General features: G+C 65.4%; 16 protein-coding genes, 1 pseudogene and 1 riboswitch. Of the genes and pseudogenes, 9 read left to right on the top strand and 8 right to left on the bottom strand.

All coding sequences use genetic code 11. The features are described from left to right. Positions 1–8 precede the first annotated feature (8 nt). Together H9L16_RS01985 and metF are read right to left on the bottom strand one after the other, a co-directional pair. Positions 9–587, bottom strand: a complete 579-nt coding sequence (locus tag H9L16_RS01985; RefSeq protein ID WP_187552944.1) for a hypothetical protein — start codon at positions 585–587, stop codon at positions 9–11. Between the two features lie 40 nt (positions 588–627). Then, entirely contained in the window at positions 628–1,452 is an 825-nt protein-coding gene (gene metF, locus H9L16_RS01980; RefSeq protein WP_187554005.1) for a methylenetetrahydrofolate reductase [NAD(P)H], read from the bottom strand. A 246-nt stretch (positions 1,453–1,698) separates the two neighbouring features. On the opposite strand from metF, the gene H9L16_RS01975 reads away from it, so the two are divergent. The 3 genes and pseudogenes from H9L16_RS01975 (at position 1,699) to H9L16_RS01970 (ending at position 4,728) form a co-directional block, all read left to right on the top strand. Beyond that, entirely contained in the window at positions 1,699–2,730 is a 1,032-nt protein-coding gene (locus tag H9L16_RS01975; protein ID WP_194523945.1) for a GGDEF domain-containing protein, read from the top strand. A 73-nt stretch (positions 2,731–2,803) separates the two neighbouring features. Beyond that, positions 2,804–3,217 (top strand): annotated as a pseudogene (locus H9L16_RS16455) (hypothetical protein); the annotation flags it as partial. Positions 3,218–3,303: 86 nt separating this feature from the next. Continuing rightward, the gene (locus H9L16_RS01970; RefSeq protein WP_187552943.1) at positions 3,304–4,728 is read left to right on the top strand and encodes a putative bifunctional diguanylate cyclase/phosphodiesterase; all 1,425 of its coding nucleotides are present in this window, start codon (positions 3,304–3,306) and stop codon (positions 4,726–4,728) included. A 62-nt stretch (positions 4,729–4,790) separates the two neighbouring features. Here H9L16_RS01970 and ahcY read toward each other — a convergent pair whose 3' ends face one another. The 4 genes from ahcY to H9L16_RS01950 all read right to left on the bottom strand — a co-directional run bounded on the left by ahcY (position 4,791) and on the right by H9L16_RS01950 (position 9,660). Continuing rightward, entirely contained in the window at positions 4,791–6,239 is a 1,449-nt protein-coding gene (ahcY, locus tag H9L16_RS01965; RefSeq protein WP_187552942.1) for an adenosylhomocysteinase, read from the bottom strand. A 35-nt stretch (positions 6,240–6,274) separates the two neighbouring features. Next, a riboswitch (S-adenosyl-L-homocysteine riboswitch) is annotated at positions 6,275–6,355 on the bottom strand. Positions 6,356–6,423: 68 nt separating this feature from the next. Then, positions 6,424–7,164: a proteasome-type protease gene (locus H9L16_RS01960; protein WP_187552941.1), complete on the bottom strand. Its 741-nt coding sequence runs from the start codon at positions 7,162–7,164 to the stop codon at positions 6,424–6,426. A gap of 70 nt (positions 7,165–7,234) precedes the next feature. Continuing rightward, positions 7,235–8,233, bottom strand: coding sequence for an alpha-E domain-containing protein (locus H9L16_RS01955; RefSeq protein WP_187552940.1), 999 nt, complete (start codon positions 8,231–8,233; stop codon positions 7,235–7,237). Further along, positions 8,233–9,660 (bottom strand): circularly permuted type 2 ATP-grasp protein, encoded by a 1,428-nt coding sequence (locus H9L16_RS01950; protein ID WP_187552939.1) that lies wholly within the window; start codon positions 9,658–9,660, stop codon positions 8,233–8,235. Before H9L16_RS01950 ends, H9L16_RS01955 begins: the two co-directional genes overlap by 1 nt. Before the next feature lie 291 nt (positions 9,661–9,951). Here H9L16_RS01950 and H9L16_RS01945 point away from each other — a divergent pair, with 291 nt between their 5' ends. From H9L16_RS01945 to H9L16_RS01935, 3 genes are all read left to right on the top strand, one after another. Then, positions 9,952–10,785, top strand: a complete 834-nt coding sequence (locus H9L16_RS01945; RefSeq protein ID WP_223158162.1) for an HNH endonuclease — start codon at positions 9,952–9,954, stop codon at positions 10,783–10,785. A gap of 28 nt (positions 10,786–10,813) precedes the next feature. Beyond that, complete coding sequence (locus H9L16_RS01940; RefSeq protein WP_187552938.1) at positions 10,814–11,008, top strand: hypothetical protein; 195 nt, start codon at positions 10,814–10,816, stop codon at positions 11,006–11,008. Between the two features lie 114 nt (positions 11,009–11,122). Then, positions 11,123–11,362: a PDDEXK family nuclease gene (locus H9L16_RS01935; protein WP_187552937.1), complete on the top strand. Its 240-nt coding sequence runs from the start codon at positions 11,123–11,125 to the stop codon at positions 11,360–11,362. A 100-nt stretch (positions 11,363–11,462) separates the two neighbouring features. Here the strand turns inward: H9L16_RS01935 and metK are convergent, their stop codons facing one another. Continuing rightward, on the bottom strand, positions 11,463–12,671 hold the full coding sequence (metK, locus tag H9L16_RS01930) for a methionine adenosyltransferase (protein ID WP_187552936.1): 1,209 nt from the start codon (positions 12,669–12,671) through the stop codon (positions 11,463–11,465). Between the two features lie 228 nt (positions 12,672–12,899). On the opposite strand from metK, the gene olsF reads away from it, so the two are divergent. Genes olsF through H9L16_RS01915 form a run of 3 tightly spaced genes read left to right on the top strand, consistent with a single transcriptional unit; the run spans position 12,900 to position 16,548 of the window. After that, on the top strand, positions 12,900–14,627 hold the full coding sequence (gene olsF / locus H9L16_RS01925; RefSeq protein ID WP_187552935.1) for a bifunctional ornithine lipid synthase OlsF: 1,728 nt from the start codon (positions 12,900–12,902) through the stop codon (positions 14,625–14,627). After that, positions 14,624–15,451, top strand: coding sequence for a UDP-2,3-diacylglucosamine diphosphatase (locus H9L16_RS01920; protein WP_229796511.1), 828 nt, complete (start codon positions 14,624–14,626; stop codon positions 15,449–15,451). Before olsF ends, H9L16_RS01920 begins: the two co-directional genes overlap by 4 nt. Before the next feature lie 32 nt (positions 15,452–15,483). Then, positions 15,484–16,548 carry a metal-dependent hydrolase gene (locus H9L16_RS01915; RefSeq protein WP_187552934.1) on the top strand — a complete coding sequence of 355 codons (1,065 nt, stop codon included), beginning with the start codon at positions 15,484–15,486 and terminating at the stop codon, positions 16,546–16,548. On the opposite strand, the gene dusB is transcribed toward H9L16_RS01915, so the two are convergent. Next, a complete protein-coding gene (gene dusB / locus H9L16_RS01910; protein WP_187552933.1) occupies positions 16,497–17,492 on the bottom strand; it encodes a tRNA dihydrouridine synthase DusB in 996 nt (331 codons plus the stop codon). The genes H9L16_RS01915 and dusB overlap by 52 nt on opposite strands. Positions 17,493–17,534 lie beyond the last annotated feature (42 nt).

Below are 17,534 nucleotides of genomic sequence, written 5' to 3'. Positions count from 1 at the left end.
GATCGGTTTCAAAGCCGCACCCACCAGCAACCCATCCGCTGGCGCAGGCCGAAGTTGGTGCGCGACGGCGTGCTGCCATTCGCGAGCGTCTGCTCCACTCGCAGGCCGATCAACCGCGGTTTGCGCGGTGCACGGGTGATCACTTCGCCGGTGGTCTCGTCGAACGTGACGATGTCGTCGCCGTAGGCATTGGTGTCGCCGCTGTACATCGGTTGCACGTCGATCAGCGGGCGCCTGGCGATGGCTTCCAGGCGCGTCATCACCCGATAGGCGTTCGAGGTCCCCATCCCGGCCCAGTCGTAGACGCCGGCGACCTGGTTGGCATCGCCCGATTGCAGTGCGTTGCTGAAGGAATAGACCAGGTCCTGCACGGTGCGCGCGCAGACGTTGCGAGCGTGGCCGGCGACGACGCCACTTGCCGACGGCAGCGCGCCGAGGCGCTCCGTCGCGCCGATGTCGTCGCATTTGCGGTCGGTGTAGATCAGGGTGCCATCCGCGGCGGTGCACCGCTTCACCTGCGCCAGTACCGCGCCGGGTGCCAGCAGGCCGGTGATCAACAGCAGCAGGAGCAGGGCGGGGCGATGCATGCCGCGCAGCCTAACCGCGCGCGCTGCATCGAGGAAGTGATCAGCCCAGCCGTTGCAGGATCGCCGCGCTCGGCCTGGAGAGATTCAGCGTGTAGAAGTGCAGCCCCGGCGCGCCGCCTGCGATCAGCCGCTCGCACAGTTTGGCGATGAAGTCGGACGCGAACTCGCGGATGCTGTCGGCGTCGTCGCCGTAGCCGCGCATGCGCTGTGCGATCCAGCGCGGAATCTCCGCGCCGCAGGCTTCGGAGAAGCGCCGCAGCTGGGTGAAGTTGGAGATCGGCATGATCCCGGGAATGATCGGGATGTCGATGCCCAGCGCGCGTGCATCATCGACGAAGCGGAAATAGGCGTCGGTGTTGTAGAAGTACTGGGTGATCGCGCTGTCGGCGCCGGCATCGACCTTGCGCTTGAAGTTGCGCATGTCGGCCATCGCGTCTTCCGCCTGCGGATGGGTTTCCGGATAGGCCGCGACTTCGATCGCGAAGTGATCGCCGTGCTCGGCGCGGATCAGTTCCACCAGTTCGTTGGCATAGCGCAGGTCGCCGCTGCGGACCATGCCCGAGGGCGTGTCGCCGCGCAGCGCGACGATGCGGTCGCAGCCCAGTGCGCGGTACAGCTTGAGCAGCGAGCGGATTTCCTCGCGGTTGCCGCCCACGCAGGTGAGATGCGGCACGCCGGCCACGCCGTGTTCGCTGCGCAGGCGCTGCACGGTTTCCGGGGTATGGCTGAGGGTGGAGCCGCCGGCACCGAAGGTCACCGACATGAACTGCGGCGCATGCGCCTTCAGCTTCTGCACGCTGCGGTCCAGTTGCGCGCGTTGCTCGTCGGTCTTGGGCGGATAGAACTCGAAACTGATCGGCAGCATGGCGTCGTTCGCGTGCAGGATGGCGGGAGTATATCTCTTCATCCGGATGAAACAAAAGATGAATGATGTTCGGTCGCGAGTAAACGTTGCTTGACGACGTTGAACACGCCCATGCATCGTGCCGGCATGGGGACTCCGATGTCCGAAACGATTGATCGCGCGATCTCATCCGCACAGGCGGCGCCGCGCCTGTTGCAGGAGCTACGCGAAACCCTGCAACGGTTGCGCCTGGGTGGTCCCTTCTACGTGCTGCTGTGGCTGCTGGCGGGGGTTGCCGCCGACCTCTGGCTGCGTGCTCCAGTGGCCTTCACCTTGATCGGCGTGTGCTTTGGCGGCCTGACCGTGATGCGGTTCCGGATACGGGGGCTTCCCGACGACAGCGATGAGAACGCCGTCCGCGGGAGGTTGGATTTTATCTGGGCGCTGCTACTGGTAAATGCGGGGGTATGGGGTGCCGCCGCTGCATGGTTGCTATTGGCAGCGCCCGAGGAAAGCGCGCGTACTGTCGCCGCGATCAGCTCCTACGCGTTCGCCACTGCCTTTGCGCACAACTTCCCGATGCGCCTTCGGCATGCGTTTGCCGCAGTGTTCCTGATCTACTTGCCTACCTTGATCGCCCTGGTCGCCAGTGGCGCGCGTTACGAGCTGATTGGCGTGAGTGCGCTGTACCTGCTCTACGTGAGTCTGGCCTTGCGCCGATCCCATGCGGAATATTTGCAGCGTCTCGATCTGGAGGACGAATTGCGGGAGCAGCGCGACCTGTTCCAGCAGCAAAGCCGTCGCGATGGCCTGACCGGGCTGGCCAACCGGCGGCGGTTTTCGTCGGCGCTGGAAGACTGGTCCATGCAGGCGCGAACCCACGGCACGCCGTTGTCGCTGCTGATCCTCGACCTCGACCATTTCAAGGCGATCAACGACCAGCATGGACATGCGCGAGGCGATGCTTGCCTGCGCGAGTTCGCCGATCGCTTGCAGGCGTCATTTGCAGGCAGCGAGGAGCTGGTGGCCCGCCTGGGTGGCGAAGAGTTCGGCGTGCTCCTGCGGGGCATGTCGCGCCGTCAGGCGTTCGATCGCGCCGAAGGCTTCCGTGCAGGACTTGCCGAGGCGGCCATCGGTGCCTGCAATGGTGCCAGTGTGCAATTGCGCGTCAGCGTCGGCGTTGCCGCCTTCGAGCCGCACCTGCACCACGACGCCGATGCGCTCTACCACGCCGCCGATACCGCGTTGTATGCGGCCAAGGGGTCGGGGCGCAACACGGTGATGCAGGCAGATCCGTAACGCGGATCTGCATGCGACAACGCATGAAGCCCAAATCCTTGGTGCTAGTATCGGTTCAGGTTCTAGGGTTGGGATGCCGTCGATGCCGTCTTTATTCGAAATGTCGGCTCCCATCCGGGTGTCTGAAGGCGAGCAGAGCACCAGCGAACGATTCACTCGCACCTTGGTGGCGTTGACCCGGGCGATCTGGCATCCAGACTGCACGTTCGAAACCGCGATCGCTTCGATCTGCGAGGCGGCAGCAAGGGCTTTGCGGATCGAGCGGGTAAGCATCTGGCGCTACGAAGTCGACAAGTTGCAGTTGCGTTGCCTGCACGCTTACCACGCAGGCACAGGCGAGCATCAGCCGCAGGAATCGCTGGAAATCCTGTCGCTAGACGGGGACGACTACATCGCTGCCTTGAAGGATGTGCGAACGTTCAATGCGGACGACCCGCGGGATGATGCGGACACCACCGTGTCCAATTCGCATCGGGCGTTGCGCGACTATCTGCAGCGACACCGCATCCACGCGTTGCTCGATGCGCCTGCCTTTGTCGGGGGGAGCTGCAGGGCGTCATCTGTCATGAGAGTGTGCTGGGTGCGCGCATCTGGTCGCGTGAGGAAACGACCTTCGCCGCAAGCATGGGCGACTATGTGGCGATGGCCTTCGAGATTGCCCGGCGGCGCCGTGCCGAAGCCGAGATCGAACACCTGCGCCTGCACGACGCCACGACCGGGCTGCCCAACCGCGATTACATGATCGAACTGATCCGGCAGCGCCTTGCGGTCCCGATTCGAAAGGACGAGGTCACCTCCATCGTCCATGTGGAGGTGAATGCCACCGGGGGTGCCGCGTGGTCGGCCGGGTTTCCGACCGAAGACGAGGTCATGGGCCGGATCGCCGCGCGGCTGCGTTCCTTCGCCGGCTACGGCGTCGAGATCGCGCGCACCCGGGCAACGGCCATCAGCCTCTTGATCACTGCCAACCCGCTCAAGGGCACCGTGATTCGCCTGGCCGAAGGCGTGTTGGCGGCGCTGAGTACGATGGACTGGACGGATGTCGAGGTTGATCCCTCAGCCGCCATCGGGATCGCCTTGGCCCAGCAGGGTGAGATTCATGACGCGCGGGTGTTGCTCCAACAGGGACAGGAGGCCGCAAAACAGGCTTCCGAAGGCGACCGCTTCGCATTCGCCATTTACGACCACGAGCACCACGCCTCGCTGGTCGAGGCGATGCGTCAGGAACGCGCCCTGCGCGATGCCTTTGCCCGCGGGCAATTCGAGGTGCACTACCAGCCCGAGTTCGATGCCGCCTCCGGTCGATGGGTCGCCGCGGAATCGCTGCTGCGTTGGCGCAAGGGCGATCGGTTGGTGGTGGCGGCCGAGTTCATCGCGGTCGTGGAGGCTTCGGACCTGATGTTGCCGGTCGGGCGTTGGGTGTTGCGGCAGGCCTGTCAGGACGCTGTCGGCTGGCCGCTGAGGCCCGATGGGCCCGCGCTGGGCGTGCGCGTGAACGTGTCCGCGCGCCAGTTCGACGAGCCCGGCCTGGTCGAGGACGTCAACGCGGCGCTGGAGGCGTCGGGGCTGGATCCGGCGCGGCTGTGCCTGGAGCTCACCGAAACCACCCTGATGCGCGATATCGACCACGCGCTGGAGATTCTCGCCCATTTGCGCGCGTTGGGCGTGCAACTGGCGATCGATGATTTCGGTACCGGCTACGCTTCGCTGGTTTACCTCAAGCGGCTGCCGATCGACGTGTTGAAGATCGACCGCAGTTTCGTCCAGGGCCTGCCCGATGCCACCACCGATGTAGCCATTGTCCAGGCTATCGCCAGCTTGGCCCAGGCTTTTGGTGCCCACGTGGTTGCGGAGGGAGTGGAGTTTCGCAGCCAGCAGGATGCCTTGCTGGCAATTGGCGTGCACCGCATGCAAGGCTGGTTGTACGGAAAGGCGATGGAGAACGACGACCTGTGTCGCGTGGTCGGCACAAGCTTCCATCCGCACGCAGTGGACTGATCGCCGCAAACACAACGGGCACCCTGCGGTGCCCGTTGCACATGCGTGACAGTCCGCAGCAATCAGTAGCGGTAGTGCTCCGGCTTGTACGGACCGTCCACGTCCACGCCCAGGTACGCAGCCTGTTCGGCGGTGAGGGTGGTCAGCTTCACGCCGATCTTCTCCAGGTGCAGGCGCGCCACTTCTTCGTCCAGCTTCTTCGGCAGGATGTAGACGGCCGGCTTGTACGTGTCCTTGTTGGCCCACAGGTCGATCTGCGCCAGCGTCTGGTTGGAGAACGAGTTCGACATCACGAAGCTCGGGTGGCCGGTCGCGCAACCGAGGTTCACCAGTCGACCTTCGGCCAGCAGGAAGATCGCGCGGCCGTCCTTGAACGTGTACTTGTCGACCTGCGGCTTGATGTTGAGCTTGGTCACGCCCGGGAACGCGTTCAGCGCATCGACCTGGATCTCGTTGTCGAAGTGGCCGATGTTGCAGACGATCGCCTGGTCCTTCATCCGGCTCAGGTGTTCGATGGTCAGCACGTCCTTGTTGCCGGTGGTGGTGACATAGATGTCGCCACGGCCGAGCGTCGACTCGACCGTGTTGACCTCGTAGCCTTCCATCGACGCCTGCAGGGCATTGATCGGGTCGATCTCGGTGACCACCACGCGCGCGCCGTAGGCACGCAGCGAATGCGCCGAGCCCTTGCCGACGTCGCCGTAGCCGCAGACCACCGCGACCTTGCCGGCCAGCATCACGTCCATCGCGCGCTTGAGGCCATCGGCCAGCGACTCGCGGCAGCCGTACAGGTTGTCGAACTTGGACTTGGTGACCGAATCGTTGACGTTGATCGCGGGAACCAGCAGCGACTTGGCCTCGACCATCTGGTACAGGCGATGCACACCCGTGGTGGTTTCTTCGGAGACGCCCTTCCAGTCCTTGACCACGGTGTGCCAGAAGCCCGGGCGCTCGACGGCGACGCGCTTCAGCAGGGCCTTGATCACTCCTTCCTCGTGCGAGGACGCGGGTTCGTCGACCCACTTGGAACCGTTCTCCAGCTCGTAGCCCTTGTGGATCAGCAGGGTGACGTCGCCGCCGTCATCGACGACCAGCTCCGGACCCTTGCCGCCCGGAAAGGTCAGCGCGTCCAGCGTGCAGTCCCAATACTCTTCCAGCGACTCGCCCTTCCACGCGAACACCGGGGTGCCGGTGGCGGCGATCGCGGCCGCGGCATGGTCCTGGGTCGAGAAGATGTTGCAGGACGCCCAGCGCACGTCGGCGCCGATGTCCTTCAGGGTCTCGATCAGCACCGCGGTCTGGATGGTCATGTGCAGCGAGCCGGTCACGCGCACGCCGTTCAGCGGCTTGCTGGCGGCGTACTTCTTGCGGATCGACATCAGGCCCGGCATCTCGTGCTCGGCGATATCGAGTTCCTTGCGGCCCCAATCGGCCAGCGAAATGTCGGCGACCTTGTAGTCGCCCTCGGTCGAGAATTGCTTTGTAGAAGCTGGCTTCAGTTGTGCGTTCATGTGGTGCTCCGTTGTCGGAATCCGCGCGGGATTCGCAGTAACGGGCGCCGTTTGCATGTAACCGTGCCGAGCCTGGCCGTGGTGGGATCCACACGGTCGCAGCGCCCCTCGGCAGGGCGCGCGCAGTTTATCGCCTTATCGGGTTGCAAGGATGAATCGTCTGCCGCCCCGGCCGACGGACGGCTCAACCTTGCGGGGTCATCCACGCCGGCGTGGGCAGCGATTCCAGCGCCATCCGCAGGCTGTCGTTCCAGTGGCTGCGAACCTGGTTGAGATAGGGATCGTCGTCTTCCAGGCGCATCTTCAGGTCGATGGACAGGGCGTCGCGGCGGTAGCGCAGCAGGTCGATCGGCGGCCCGACCGAGAGGTTGGAGCGCATGGTCGAGTCGAACGACACCAAGGCGCACTTGGTGGCCTCGTCGAGCGAGGTCTGCGGGGTGACCATGCGGTCCAGGATCGGCTTGCCGAACTTGATCTCGCCGGTCTGGAAATACGGGGTGTCCGGGTTGGACTCGATGAAGTTGCCTTCCGAGTACACCAGGAACAGTCGCGGCACCTCGCCCTTGATCTGGCCGCCGACGATGAAGGTGCCGGAGGCATCGATGCCGGTGTCGCGCAGGTAGGGCGCGTCGCGCTTGCGGATCTCGCGCATCGCATCGCCGACCAGGCTCGCCACCTCGAACATCGACTGCGCGCTGTACAGGCTGGTCCCGTCGCCGTGGTTGGCGCGGTATTCGAGCAGGTTCAGGGTGTTCTGGGTCAGCGACAGGTTGCCGGCCGACAGGGTGACGATGACCCGGTCGCCGTCCACCGCGAACACCCGCATCTTGCCGAAGCGGCGGACATCGTCGACCCCCGCATTGGTGCGCGAATCGGAGGCGAACAGCAGGCCCTCGTCGAGGTTCAGGCCGATGCAATAAGTCATGTCAGGAGGCGTCGCCGAAGTGGGTCGTTGCGCACGCATTGTGCCCGCGCATTCGATCGTAGGTGAAGAGCTACTGTTCGTGGCTCCAGGGACGCGCGGCCATCACCGGCGTTGCGACATCGGTGGACACCATGAACTGGCGATGGATCGCGTTGCCAAGACGGTCGAGCCGCGTCATCGATGCCTGCAACCAGGCTTCCAGATCCTGCTCGAGGATTTCGTCGATGCGCGCGTAGCGGCAATGCGCGGACAGTGCGCCGGCTTGCCGCACCACTTCCATGCTGTCGTCGCCGGACAGGGTCTGCAGCACGTTGTGCGCGGTGGTGGCGCAGGTCAGCAGCGAGCGCGGGTTGCCTTCCTGCAGCAGCATCAGGTCGACCACGCCAGCGGCGTTGACCGCGCCGCGATACAGCCGGCGATAGGTCTCGAACGCGGACAGCGACTGCAGCAGCGCGCTCCAGCGGAAATAGTCGACCGCGGCCTGCTCGCGGGTCTCGGCGTCGTCGCCTTCGCTGCCGGCGATGTCGAGCAGGCGGATCGCCCATTCCGCGCGTTCGACGAACGCCCCGAGTTGCAGGAAGTGATAACCCTCGCCGCGTCCGAGGGTGCCGATGGTGACGCCGCGGAATGAAGCCGAGCGTCCCTTCACCCGTTCCAGCAGGTTGTTGACGCCGTCGGCATGCAGCCTGCTCCAGGTCTGGCCGCGCATCTCCAGCCAGGAGACATTGAGGTCTTCGTACATCTCCGCGGTGATCGCGACCCGTTGTGCGCGTGCGCATTCGCGCGCCGCCTGCAGGCAACTGTAAACGGATGAAGGATTCTCAGCCGACAGCAGCAGGTGGCGTTGCACGGATTCCGCATCGATGCGCCCATAGCGGTTGCGCACCACGTCGGCCAGACCGAGCGCATCGAGTGCGCGTCGCCACGGTGCGGCTTCCTTGCGGCCGCGGTCGTAGCGTTCGGGCAGCAGGGCGATGCGCAGGGTGACGTCGACCAGGCGCGCGGTGTTCTCGGCGCGCTCGACGTTGCGCGCGGCCCAGTACAGATCACTGGCGGTCCGGCACAACATCAGCCGATTCCCCCGTCCGATTCGAGCACCCAGGTGTCCTTGGTGCCGCCGCCCTGCGAAGAGTTCACCACCAGCGAGCCTTCGCGCAGGGCGACGCGGGTCAGTCCGCCCGGCACCACGTTGATCCGACGCCCGCACAAAATGTACGGGCGCAGGTCGATGTGGCGCGGGGCCAGTCCGCTTTCGACGAACGTGGGGCAGGTCGACAGCGACAGCGTGGGCTGGGCGATGTAGTTGCCGGGATCGGCCAGGATGCGCAGGCGGAATTCCTCGATCTCCGCCTTGGTCGATGCCGGCCCGACCAGCATCCCGTAACCGCCCGCGCCGTGGACTTCCTTGACCACCAGTTCGTGCAGGTGCTCCAGCGTGTAGGCGAGGTCATCCGCGTTGCGCAGGACCCGGGTCGGCACGTTGTGCAGGATCGGCTCTTCGCTCAGATAGAAGCGGATCATCTCCGGTACGTAGGGATAGACCGACTTGTCGTCGCCCACGCCGGTGCCGGGCGCGTTCGCAAGCGTCACGTTGCCGGCGCGGTAGGCCTCGAACAGGCCGGGCACGCCGAGCATCGATTCCGCGCGGAACACTCGCGGATCCAGGTAGTCGTCGTTGATCCGCCGGTACAGCACGTGCACGCGCTGCGGTCCACGCGTCGTGCGCATGTAGACCATCGCATCGCGCACGAACAGGTCCGCGCCCTCGACCAGTTCCACGCCCATCTGCTGGGCCAGGAACGCATGCTCGAAATACGCGGAGTTGGCCGCGCCCGGGGTCAGCACCGCGACCACCGGATAGTCCACGCTGGCCGGCGCGGCCTCGCGCAAGGTATCCAGCAACATGTCCGGATAGCGCTCGACCGGCGCGATCTGCTGGCGCGCGAACAACTCCGGCAACAGCCGCGCCATCATTCGCCGGTTTTCGAGCATGTACGAGACGCCCGACGGCACCCGCAGGTTGTCCTCCAGCACGAAGTACTCGCCGTCGCCGGCGCGGACCAGGTCGATGCCGGAGATATGCGAATACACCCCGCCCGGGACTTCGAAGCCACGCATCTCCTGGCGGTACTCGCTGTTGTCCAGCACCAGGTCGCGGGGCACGCGGGCTTCCTTGAGGATCCGCTGCTCGCCGTAGACATCGCCCAGGAACAGGTTCAGCGCATGCACGCGCTGGCGCAGCCCGGCCTCCAGCATCCGCCACTCCCCGGCGGGCACGATGCGCGGCACCAGGTCGAATGGAATCAGGCGTTCGTTGCCGGATTCCTCGCCGTACACGGAGAAGGTGATGCCCACCCGGTGGAAGGAAATCTCCGCCTCGCGGCGCTTGTGCGCGATCTCGGTTTCCGGCGTGCGGTTGAGCCAATTGTCGAACGCGCCGTAGTGCGACCGCACCCTGCGCAGCGGGTCATGCATCTCGTCGTACGCAATCGCCATCCGACTGGCCAGCCTGTGTCCCCGGGTCGATGGTTCCGTGATAGCACGCGCGATGGTGCGGTGCAATAACGGGGCTTCAGGCCGTCCCGCGCGAATAGGTGCTCTGCTCCCTCCCTTACGAATGCAGGGAGTGAAGCAGCGCGCTTGCGAGCCAGCGGCTCGCGCGCTGATGCACGCCCGAAGGCTATGCCTGAGGGCCGTTGTTGGGGAGCGGTGCTCTTCGCATGAGCCATCAAGGGCGCGCCCAGCCAGCATCGCTGGTCGCGATCGGTGCGACTCAGGTTAGTAGTAATGTTCCCGGCCATGACAAATGTCCCCGCGATTTCCAAAGATGCATTCGCAAGTTCCGGCAACTGGACACGCGAACAAACAAAGCTAGCTTTCCATTTCTATTGCCAGACGCCATTCGGAAAATTGCATGGACGAAACCCGGATGTCATCGCGCTGGCCTCTTTGCTGAATCGCACACCTGATGCGCTTGCGATGAAGTGCTGCAACATCGCCAGCCTCGATCCGGCGATGGGGGCGCGTGGGGTGGCTGGCTTGGGCAATGCTTCGTCTTTGGATCGCCAGATCTGGGGCGAGTTTCATTCGGATTGGGAGGCGCTCGCGCTGGAATGCGAAGCATTGCTCGAAGCGTTGCGAGCCCAATATGCGCAGCCCGTGCGGGATGCCGAAATCGCGGAAGCCGTCGAAGACATTTCGCGGGACTTTGTCGGGGAAACTCGGGCTGCGATGGTGAAAGTGCGCGTTAAACAAGCCTTCTTTCGGCGTTCCGTACTCAGCGGGTATCACTATCGGTGTTGTATCAGCGGCGTCTCCGATTCGCGTCTGCTAGTGGCCAGTCATATCGTGCCTTGGCGCGATGATGTGGCGATTCGACTTCACCCGGGAAACGGCTTGTGCTTGTCTGCTTTGCATGACAAGGCATTCGACAGTTACTTGTTCTCATTGACAGACGACTACCGAATTGTGCTTTCCGCCGCGTTGGAAAATACGAAAGACAGTTTTTTGCGCGAAGCGTTTCATCCCATCTCTGATCGTCGGATCGAACTCCCCGAGCGCTTTATTCCTGAGGTCGGCTTCGTGCAACGTCATCGTGAGCGCATGCTGGTTTCAGCCTGATCCCGAACACTAACTCTGGGTTATCCATATGTCTGATCTCGACGCAACGTGGTTGATGGAATTCGACAAAGCGCTTCAAGAACACCTTGCTATTGCGCGCCACGATGCAGGTATTACCGATGAAGTGGCTCGTCGCTACGCCGACCTGCCGCCAGATGAAGCGGCCTTGCAATATGGCGAGGATTACGATTTGCAACGCGTGAACCGGGATTGGCTCAGTTGAATGCCTGGCGCGCTCGGCTAATTCCTACATCGCTCGTCAAAACCTCCCGCGGCTGAAGACGTGCGGGACCGAGACACGCTCATCCACCGGCTCAAAACCACGCTGCGGGAGCGCTTGAAGCAATTGGGGCTGGAACGCCTGCGTGCGCCGGTGTTCCTGGCCACCGTTGACGACCGCGTATCAAGCGAGGCGATCGCCGACATGGCGCGCAATGCGATCGTGCTGGTGGTGCCGGAGTCGCTGAAAGCATCGAAAGAAGCCGTGTACGAGAAGGAGGATGCGGTCATCACCTTCCGCGACTTCTTCCACGACCAGATCCGCGTGCGTCGACCGGCTTTGCTGGTGGCGGGTTGAGGCAGAGAACCTGGCGCGCGGTGAATCCCGTAAACAAGACGGGCCGCATCGCTGCGGCCCGTCGGATGTCGCGTGCAGCTGGTCGCGGCCGAAGCCGCGCTTACAGCTTGGCGGACTTGCGCAACTGCTCGGCCTTGTCGGTCTTCTCCCAGGAGAAGGCGGTGGCGGTCTGCTTCTTGCCGCTGCCGTCGGTGTAGCTGATCTCCTTCGGCTTGCGACCGAAGTGGCCGTAGGCGGCGGTGGCCTGGTAGATCGGGTGCTCCAGGTCGAGCATCTGCATGATGCCGTACGGGCGCAGGTCGAAATTGGCGCGGATCAGCTTCTCGATCACGTCGTCGCCGACCTTGCCGGTGCCGAAGGTGGTGACCGAGATGCTGGTGGGCTGGGCCACGCCGATCGCGTAGCTGACCTGCACCTCGCACTTGTCGGCCAGGCCGGCGGCGACGATGTTCTTGGCCACGTAGCGCGCGGCGTAGGCAGCCGAGCGGTCGACCTTGGACGGATCCTTGCCGGAGAACGCACCGCCGCCGTGGCGGGCCATGCCGCCGTAGGTGTCGACGATGATCTTGCGGCCGGTCAGGCCGCAGTCGCCCACCGGCCCGCCGATCACGAACTTGCCGGTCGGGTTGATGTGGACCTTGTTCTTCGACAGCGAATCCAGCCACTTCTTCGGAAGCACCGGCACCAGGATCTCGGCGCGCACGGCTTCGACCAGGTCCTTCTGCTTGATGTCCGGATCATGCTGGGTCGACAGCACCACGGCGTCGAGGCCGAGCACGTTGTTGCCGTCGTAGCGCAGGGTGACCTGCGACTTGGCGTCCGGGCGCAGCCACTTGAGCTTGCCCTTCTTGCGCACCTTGGCCTGCTGCTCGACCAGACGGTGCGAGTAGTACAGCGGCGCGGGCATGAATTCCGGGGCTTCGTTGCAGGCGTAGCCGAACATCAGGCCCTGGTCGCCCGCACCCTGTTCCTCGGGCTTCTTGCGGTCCACACCCTGGTTGATGTCCGGCGACTGCTTGCCGAGCATGTTGATGATCGCGCAGGTGTGGCCGTCGAAGCCGACATCGGAATTGTCGTAGCCGATGTCGTTGATGACCTTGCGCGCCAGCGCTTCGATGTCGACCCAGGCGCTGGTGGTGACTTCGCCGGCGACGATGGCGGCGCCGGTCTTCACCATGGTCTCGCAGGCCACGCGGGCGCGCTTGTCCTGCGCGAGGATCGCGTCGAGGACGGCGTCTGAGATCTGGTCGGCGATCTTGTCGGGATGGCCTTCGCTGACCGATTCCGAGGTGAAGAGATAGCTGGACATCGCGGCTCCTGGAAAGTGATTCATCCTTGTATGCGGATGAAAAGATGGCCGCGCATGATACAGCTGCGCGGGCCCGCGTGCATCTTGCGCCATCCGCCGGGGATGGGTATTGCCGTTGTGTTAAGCGGCGTCCGTCCGCGTCGTTGTCATCGGGCCGCAATCTGGCCGCAACCTGGGCGTCGCAGCGTGGGAGCAGGCTGCCGGCCAACACGGTCGCGGGCCGCCAGCATGCTCCAGCTCGAAGAACGGGTTCGCCAGCGTTTCCCGCACTGGTTCCGCGGCCGCCGTGCCGCCATCGCCCGCCCGCTGCTGCGCGGGATCGCGCGCTGGTCGCGACTCGCCGAGATCGACGCCTTCATCGCCGCCAACCGCCACGTGCGCGGCTTCGACTTTGTCGCCGCGGCGCTGCAGTTCCTCGGCGCACGCTATCAAGTGGACGATGCCGGCCTGGCACGCATCCCCGCGCACGGCCGCCTGTTGGTCGTCGCCAATCATCCCAGCGGCGCGCTCGACGCGCTGGCCCTGCTGGATGCCATCGGCAAGGTGCGGCGGGATGTGCGCATCGTCGCCAACGACATGCTGTCCGCGCTCGACAACCTCGACGGCCTGTTGCTGCCGGTGCGCATTCTCGGCGGCCGGCCCGCACCCGACAGCCTGCGCGCGGTCGATGCGGCGCTGGCGCGTGGCGAGTGCGTGGTGGTGTTCCCGGCCGGCGAGGTCTCGCGGCTTGGCCCGCGCGGCATCCGCGACACGCGCTGGCGGCGCGGCTTCCTGCGTTTCGCCCGCGGCTGCGATGCGCCGGTATTGCCGGTGCGCATCCAGGCGCGCAATTCAGCGCTCTTCTACGGCGCGTCCGCCCTGTTCAAGCCCGCCGGCACCGCGCTGCTGGCGCGCGAGATGTTCGCGCGGCGCGGGCGGCGCATCCTCCTGCAGATCGGCACGCCACGCGCGATCCCTGCCGACTCCGATGGTGCCTCGCTGTTGCGCGACATTCGCCGTGCGTTGTATGCGCTGGGCACGCGCCGGCAACGCGACGAGCGCAGCGAACCCGAAGGGCCCGAGCCGCTCGTGGAGGCGGTGGATCCCGCGCAGGTGCGTGCAGGCGTGGTCGGCCTGCGCGTGCTCGGCGAAACCGGCGACGGCAAGCAGATCCGGGTCGGCACGCTGGCAGTCGATGCCCCGTTGCTGCGCGAGATCGGCCGCCTGCGCGAGCTGACCTTCCGCGCGGTCGGCGAGGGCACCGGCCGCCGGCTGGACCTCGACGCCTGGGACAGCTGGTACGAGCACATCGTGCTGTGGGATGACGCGGCCTCGAAGGTGGTCGGCGCGTATCGGATCGCCCGCGGCGCGCCGGTGCTGGCCACGCACGGCATCCGCGGCCTGTACACCGCATCGCTGTTCGACTACGCCGACGACGCCATCGCCCGCATCGCCCAGGGCATGGAACTCGGTCGCAGCTTCGTGGTGCCCGAGTACTGGGGCAGCCGCAGCATCGATTACCTGTGGCAGGGCATCGGTGCCTACCTGCGCGCGCATCCGAAGGTGCGTTACCTGTTCGGCGCGGTGTCGATCAGCGCGGCGCTGCCGATCGCGGCCCGCGAGCAGATTGCGGCGCACTACGCGCATTACTTCGGTGGCGCTGCCGATGAAGTGGTGTCGAAGCGACCGTTCGCGTATCGCGCCGCGCAGCCTGCGGACGCCACGATGGACGCCGACACCGCATTCCGCGTGCTCAAGGCCAATCTGGACGCGCTCGGTGCGCAACTGCCGATGCTCTACAAGCAGTACACCGAGCTTTGCGAACCCGGTGGCGCGCGCTTCCTCGCGTTCGGGGTGGATCCCGGTTTCAGCGATGCGGTGGATGGCTTGATCGAGGTCGACATCCAGCGCATGCGGCCGAAGAAGCGCCAGCGTTATCTGGAAGACAAGTCGCAATCGGCCGAGGCAGTCGCGTGACATCGCCTGCCGCGACGCCGCTGCGCCGCGCGGTGTTCATCTCCGACGTGCACCTCGGCTCGCGCCACTGCCACGCGGCGGAGCTGGCAACATTCCTCTCGACGTTGCGTTGCAAGCGGCTGTACCTGGTCGGCGACATCGTCGACCTGTGGTGGATGGCGCAGCGGCGCGCGCAATGGGGCGGTGCGCAGAATCGCGTGGTGGAAGCACTGCACACGCTGCGTCGCGCTGGCACCGAACTCATCTACATCCCCGGCAACCACGATCGCCCGATCCGCCGCTTCTGCGGGCTGGCATTGCCGGCGATGCAGGTGCGCCGTCGCGCGATCCACGTCACTGCGGATGGCCGCCGCCTGCTGGTGGTGCACGGCGACGAGTTCGATGGCGTCACCCACTTCGGCAACCTGCAGGAGAAGTTCGGCGACTGGCTGTACTACCGAATACTCAGCGGCAACCGCTTGTTGAATATCGTGCGTGGTCGTTTGGGCCTGCGGTACTGGTCGCTGTCGGAGTTCCTGAAGTCGAAGAGCGGTGCGGCGGAGCGTTTCATCGAGCGCTTCATGCAGGCCGGCCTGGACGACGCGCGCCGTCGCGGCCTGGACGGCATCATTTGCGGCCATATCCATCGCGCCGCGCTGCTGCAACGCGACGGCCTGGTGTATGCCAACGACGGCGACTGGGTGGAAAGCCTGAGCGCGTTGGTCGAGGAACCCGACGGCACCCTGCGCCTGCTGGCGCATACCGGCAAGCTGCTGGCCGAAGTGCAGCCAAGGTCACGGGCAGTGCCGACTGCTGCGCCCGAGGCGCTGCCGCGCGCCGCGTGATCGCGATGGTGGATGCCGGTTAGCATCCATCCATGGATTCATTGACCCAGATCGTCCTTGGCAGCGCCGTCGCTGCCGCCATCGCACCCGCCCGCCACCGGCGTGCCGCCTTGCTGGCCGGTGCCGCGCTGGGCACCTTGCCGGATCTCGATGCGCTGCCGCTGATGCTGCTGAGCGACGACCCGGTGGTGAACATGACGGTGCATCGCAGTGTCAGCCATTCGCTGTTCGTGCTGCCGCTGCTGGCCTGCGCGATCTGGTGGCTGTTCAAGCGCTTCGGCAAGGGACGCGTGGCCGAAGCGCCACAGCGATGGTTCTGGGCGATCCAGTTGGCGCTGGTCACCCATCCGCTGCTGGATGCGTTCACCGTCTATGGCACGCAACTATGGTGGCCGCTGATGCCACCGCCGACGATGTGGTCCAGCGTCTTCATCATCGATCCGCTGTACACGCTCTGGTTGCTGGCCGCCTGCGTGGCCGCGTTCTTCCTGCGCGAACGCGCCTCGGCGCAACGCGTGCTGGTCGCGGGACTGGTATTGAGCACCGCCTACCTGGGCTGGTCGCTGCTGGCGAAGGCGCTGGTCGATCGCGAAGCGGATCGCGCACTTGCCGCGATGGGCCTGGCAGATGCGCCGCGCTTCTCGGTGCCGATGCCATTCAATACGCTGCTGTGGCGTGTGGTGGCGATGACGCCGAGCGGATTCGTCGAAGGTGAGCGCTCGCTGGTGGCCGATGAAGGACCCATGCAGTTCCGCGGCCATGCCTCCAACGTGCAGGCCTTGCGTCAGGCCGCAGAGATCCCTGCGGTGCAGCGGCTCAGCTGGTTCAATCACGGCTTCATGAAGGCGCAGGTGCGCGACGGCCAGTTGGTGCTCAGCGACCTGCGCATGGGTGCGGAACCGGACTACACCTTCAACTTCGCGGTCGCCGAACGCGATGGCGAGGGTTGGCGCGCGATCCCGCCGCAGCAGTTGCGTTGGCCGTGGCAGGCACGGCGTCGCCTCGGCGAAATGTGGACGCGGATCTGGAACGAGCCAGCGCCGGATCAGGCGGCGGCGAGTTCCGGCGAAATGCCGGCGACCAGCGTATCGAAATAATCGCGGGTCAACCGCAGTTGTTCGTCGGCGGTCTGCGCACGATTGACCACCGCGCGGAACGCGGCGTTCTCGGGCCGATCCTTCGCATACCAGCCCAGATGCTTGCGGGCGATGCGCACACCGGACACTTCGCCATAGAACGCATGCAGGTGTTCGAGATGACCGAGCAGGATGTCGCGAATGTCCTGCAGTGACGGCTCAGGTAACGACTCGCCGGTGGCCAGGTAATGCGCGATGCGGCCGAGGATCCACGGCCGGCCCTGTGCGGCACGGCCGATCATCACCGCGTCGCAGCCGGTGGCGTCCAGCACCAAGCGCGCCTTTTCCGGTGAATCGATGTCGCCGTTGGCGATCACCGGGATCCGCAGCATCGCCTTGATCGCGGCAATGGTGTCGTACTCGGCGATGCCGTTGTATTGCTGGTCGCGGGTGCGGCCGTGGATGGCCAGTGCCTGGATGCCGGCATCCTCGGCGATGCGCGCGATCTCCGGCGCGTTGCGGTGGTCGGCATCCCAGCCGGTGCGGATCTTCAGCGTCACCGGCACGTCGACGGCGTTGACCACCGCTTCGACGATGCGTGCGACCAGGTCCGGTTCGCGCATCAACGCGCTGCCGGCCCAGGCGTTGCAGACTTTCTTGGCCGGGCAGCCCATGTTGATGTCGATGAGTTGCGCGCCGTGGTCGACATTGAAGCGTGCGGCATCGGCCATCACCGCGGGCACGGTGCCGGCGATCTGCACGCTGACCGGATCCGGTTCGCCGACATGGTCCATCCGATGCAGCGATTTCGCCGTGGTCCAGAAGCGCGGATCGCTGGTCGTCATCTCCGACACCGCCAGGCCCGCACCCAGCCGCTTGCACAGCAACCGGAACGGCTTGTCGGTCACGCCCGCCATGGGCGCGAGGATCACCTTCGGTTCGATGCGGTGCGGGCCGATCTGCATGCGCACATTGTAGGTGGCCCCTCTCACGATGCGCTTCGCGCA

Source organism: Thermomonas carbonis, from assembly GCF_014396975.1.
GTDB classification, from domain to species: domain Bacteria; phylum Pseudomonadota; class Gammaproteobacteria; order Xanthomonadales; family Xanthomonadaceae; genus Thermomonas; species Thermomonas carbonis.
Note: the sequence above shows the minus strand (reverse complement) of the source record. Positions and strands in the feature narration are given on the sequence as shown.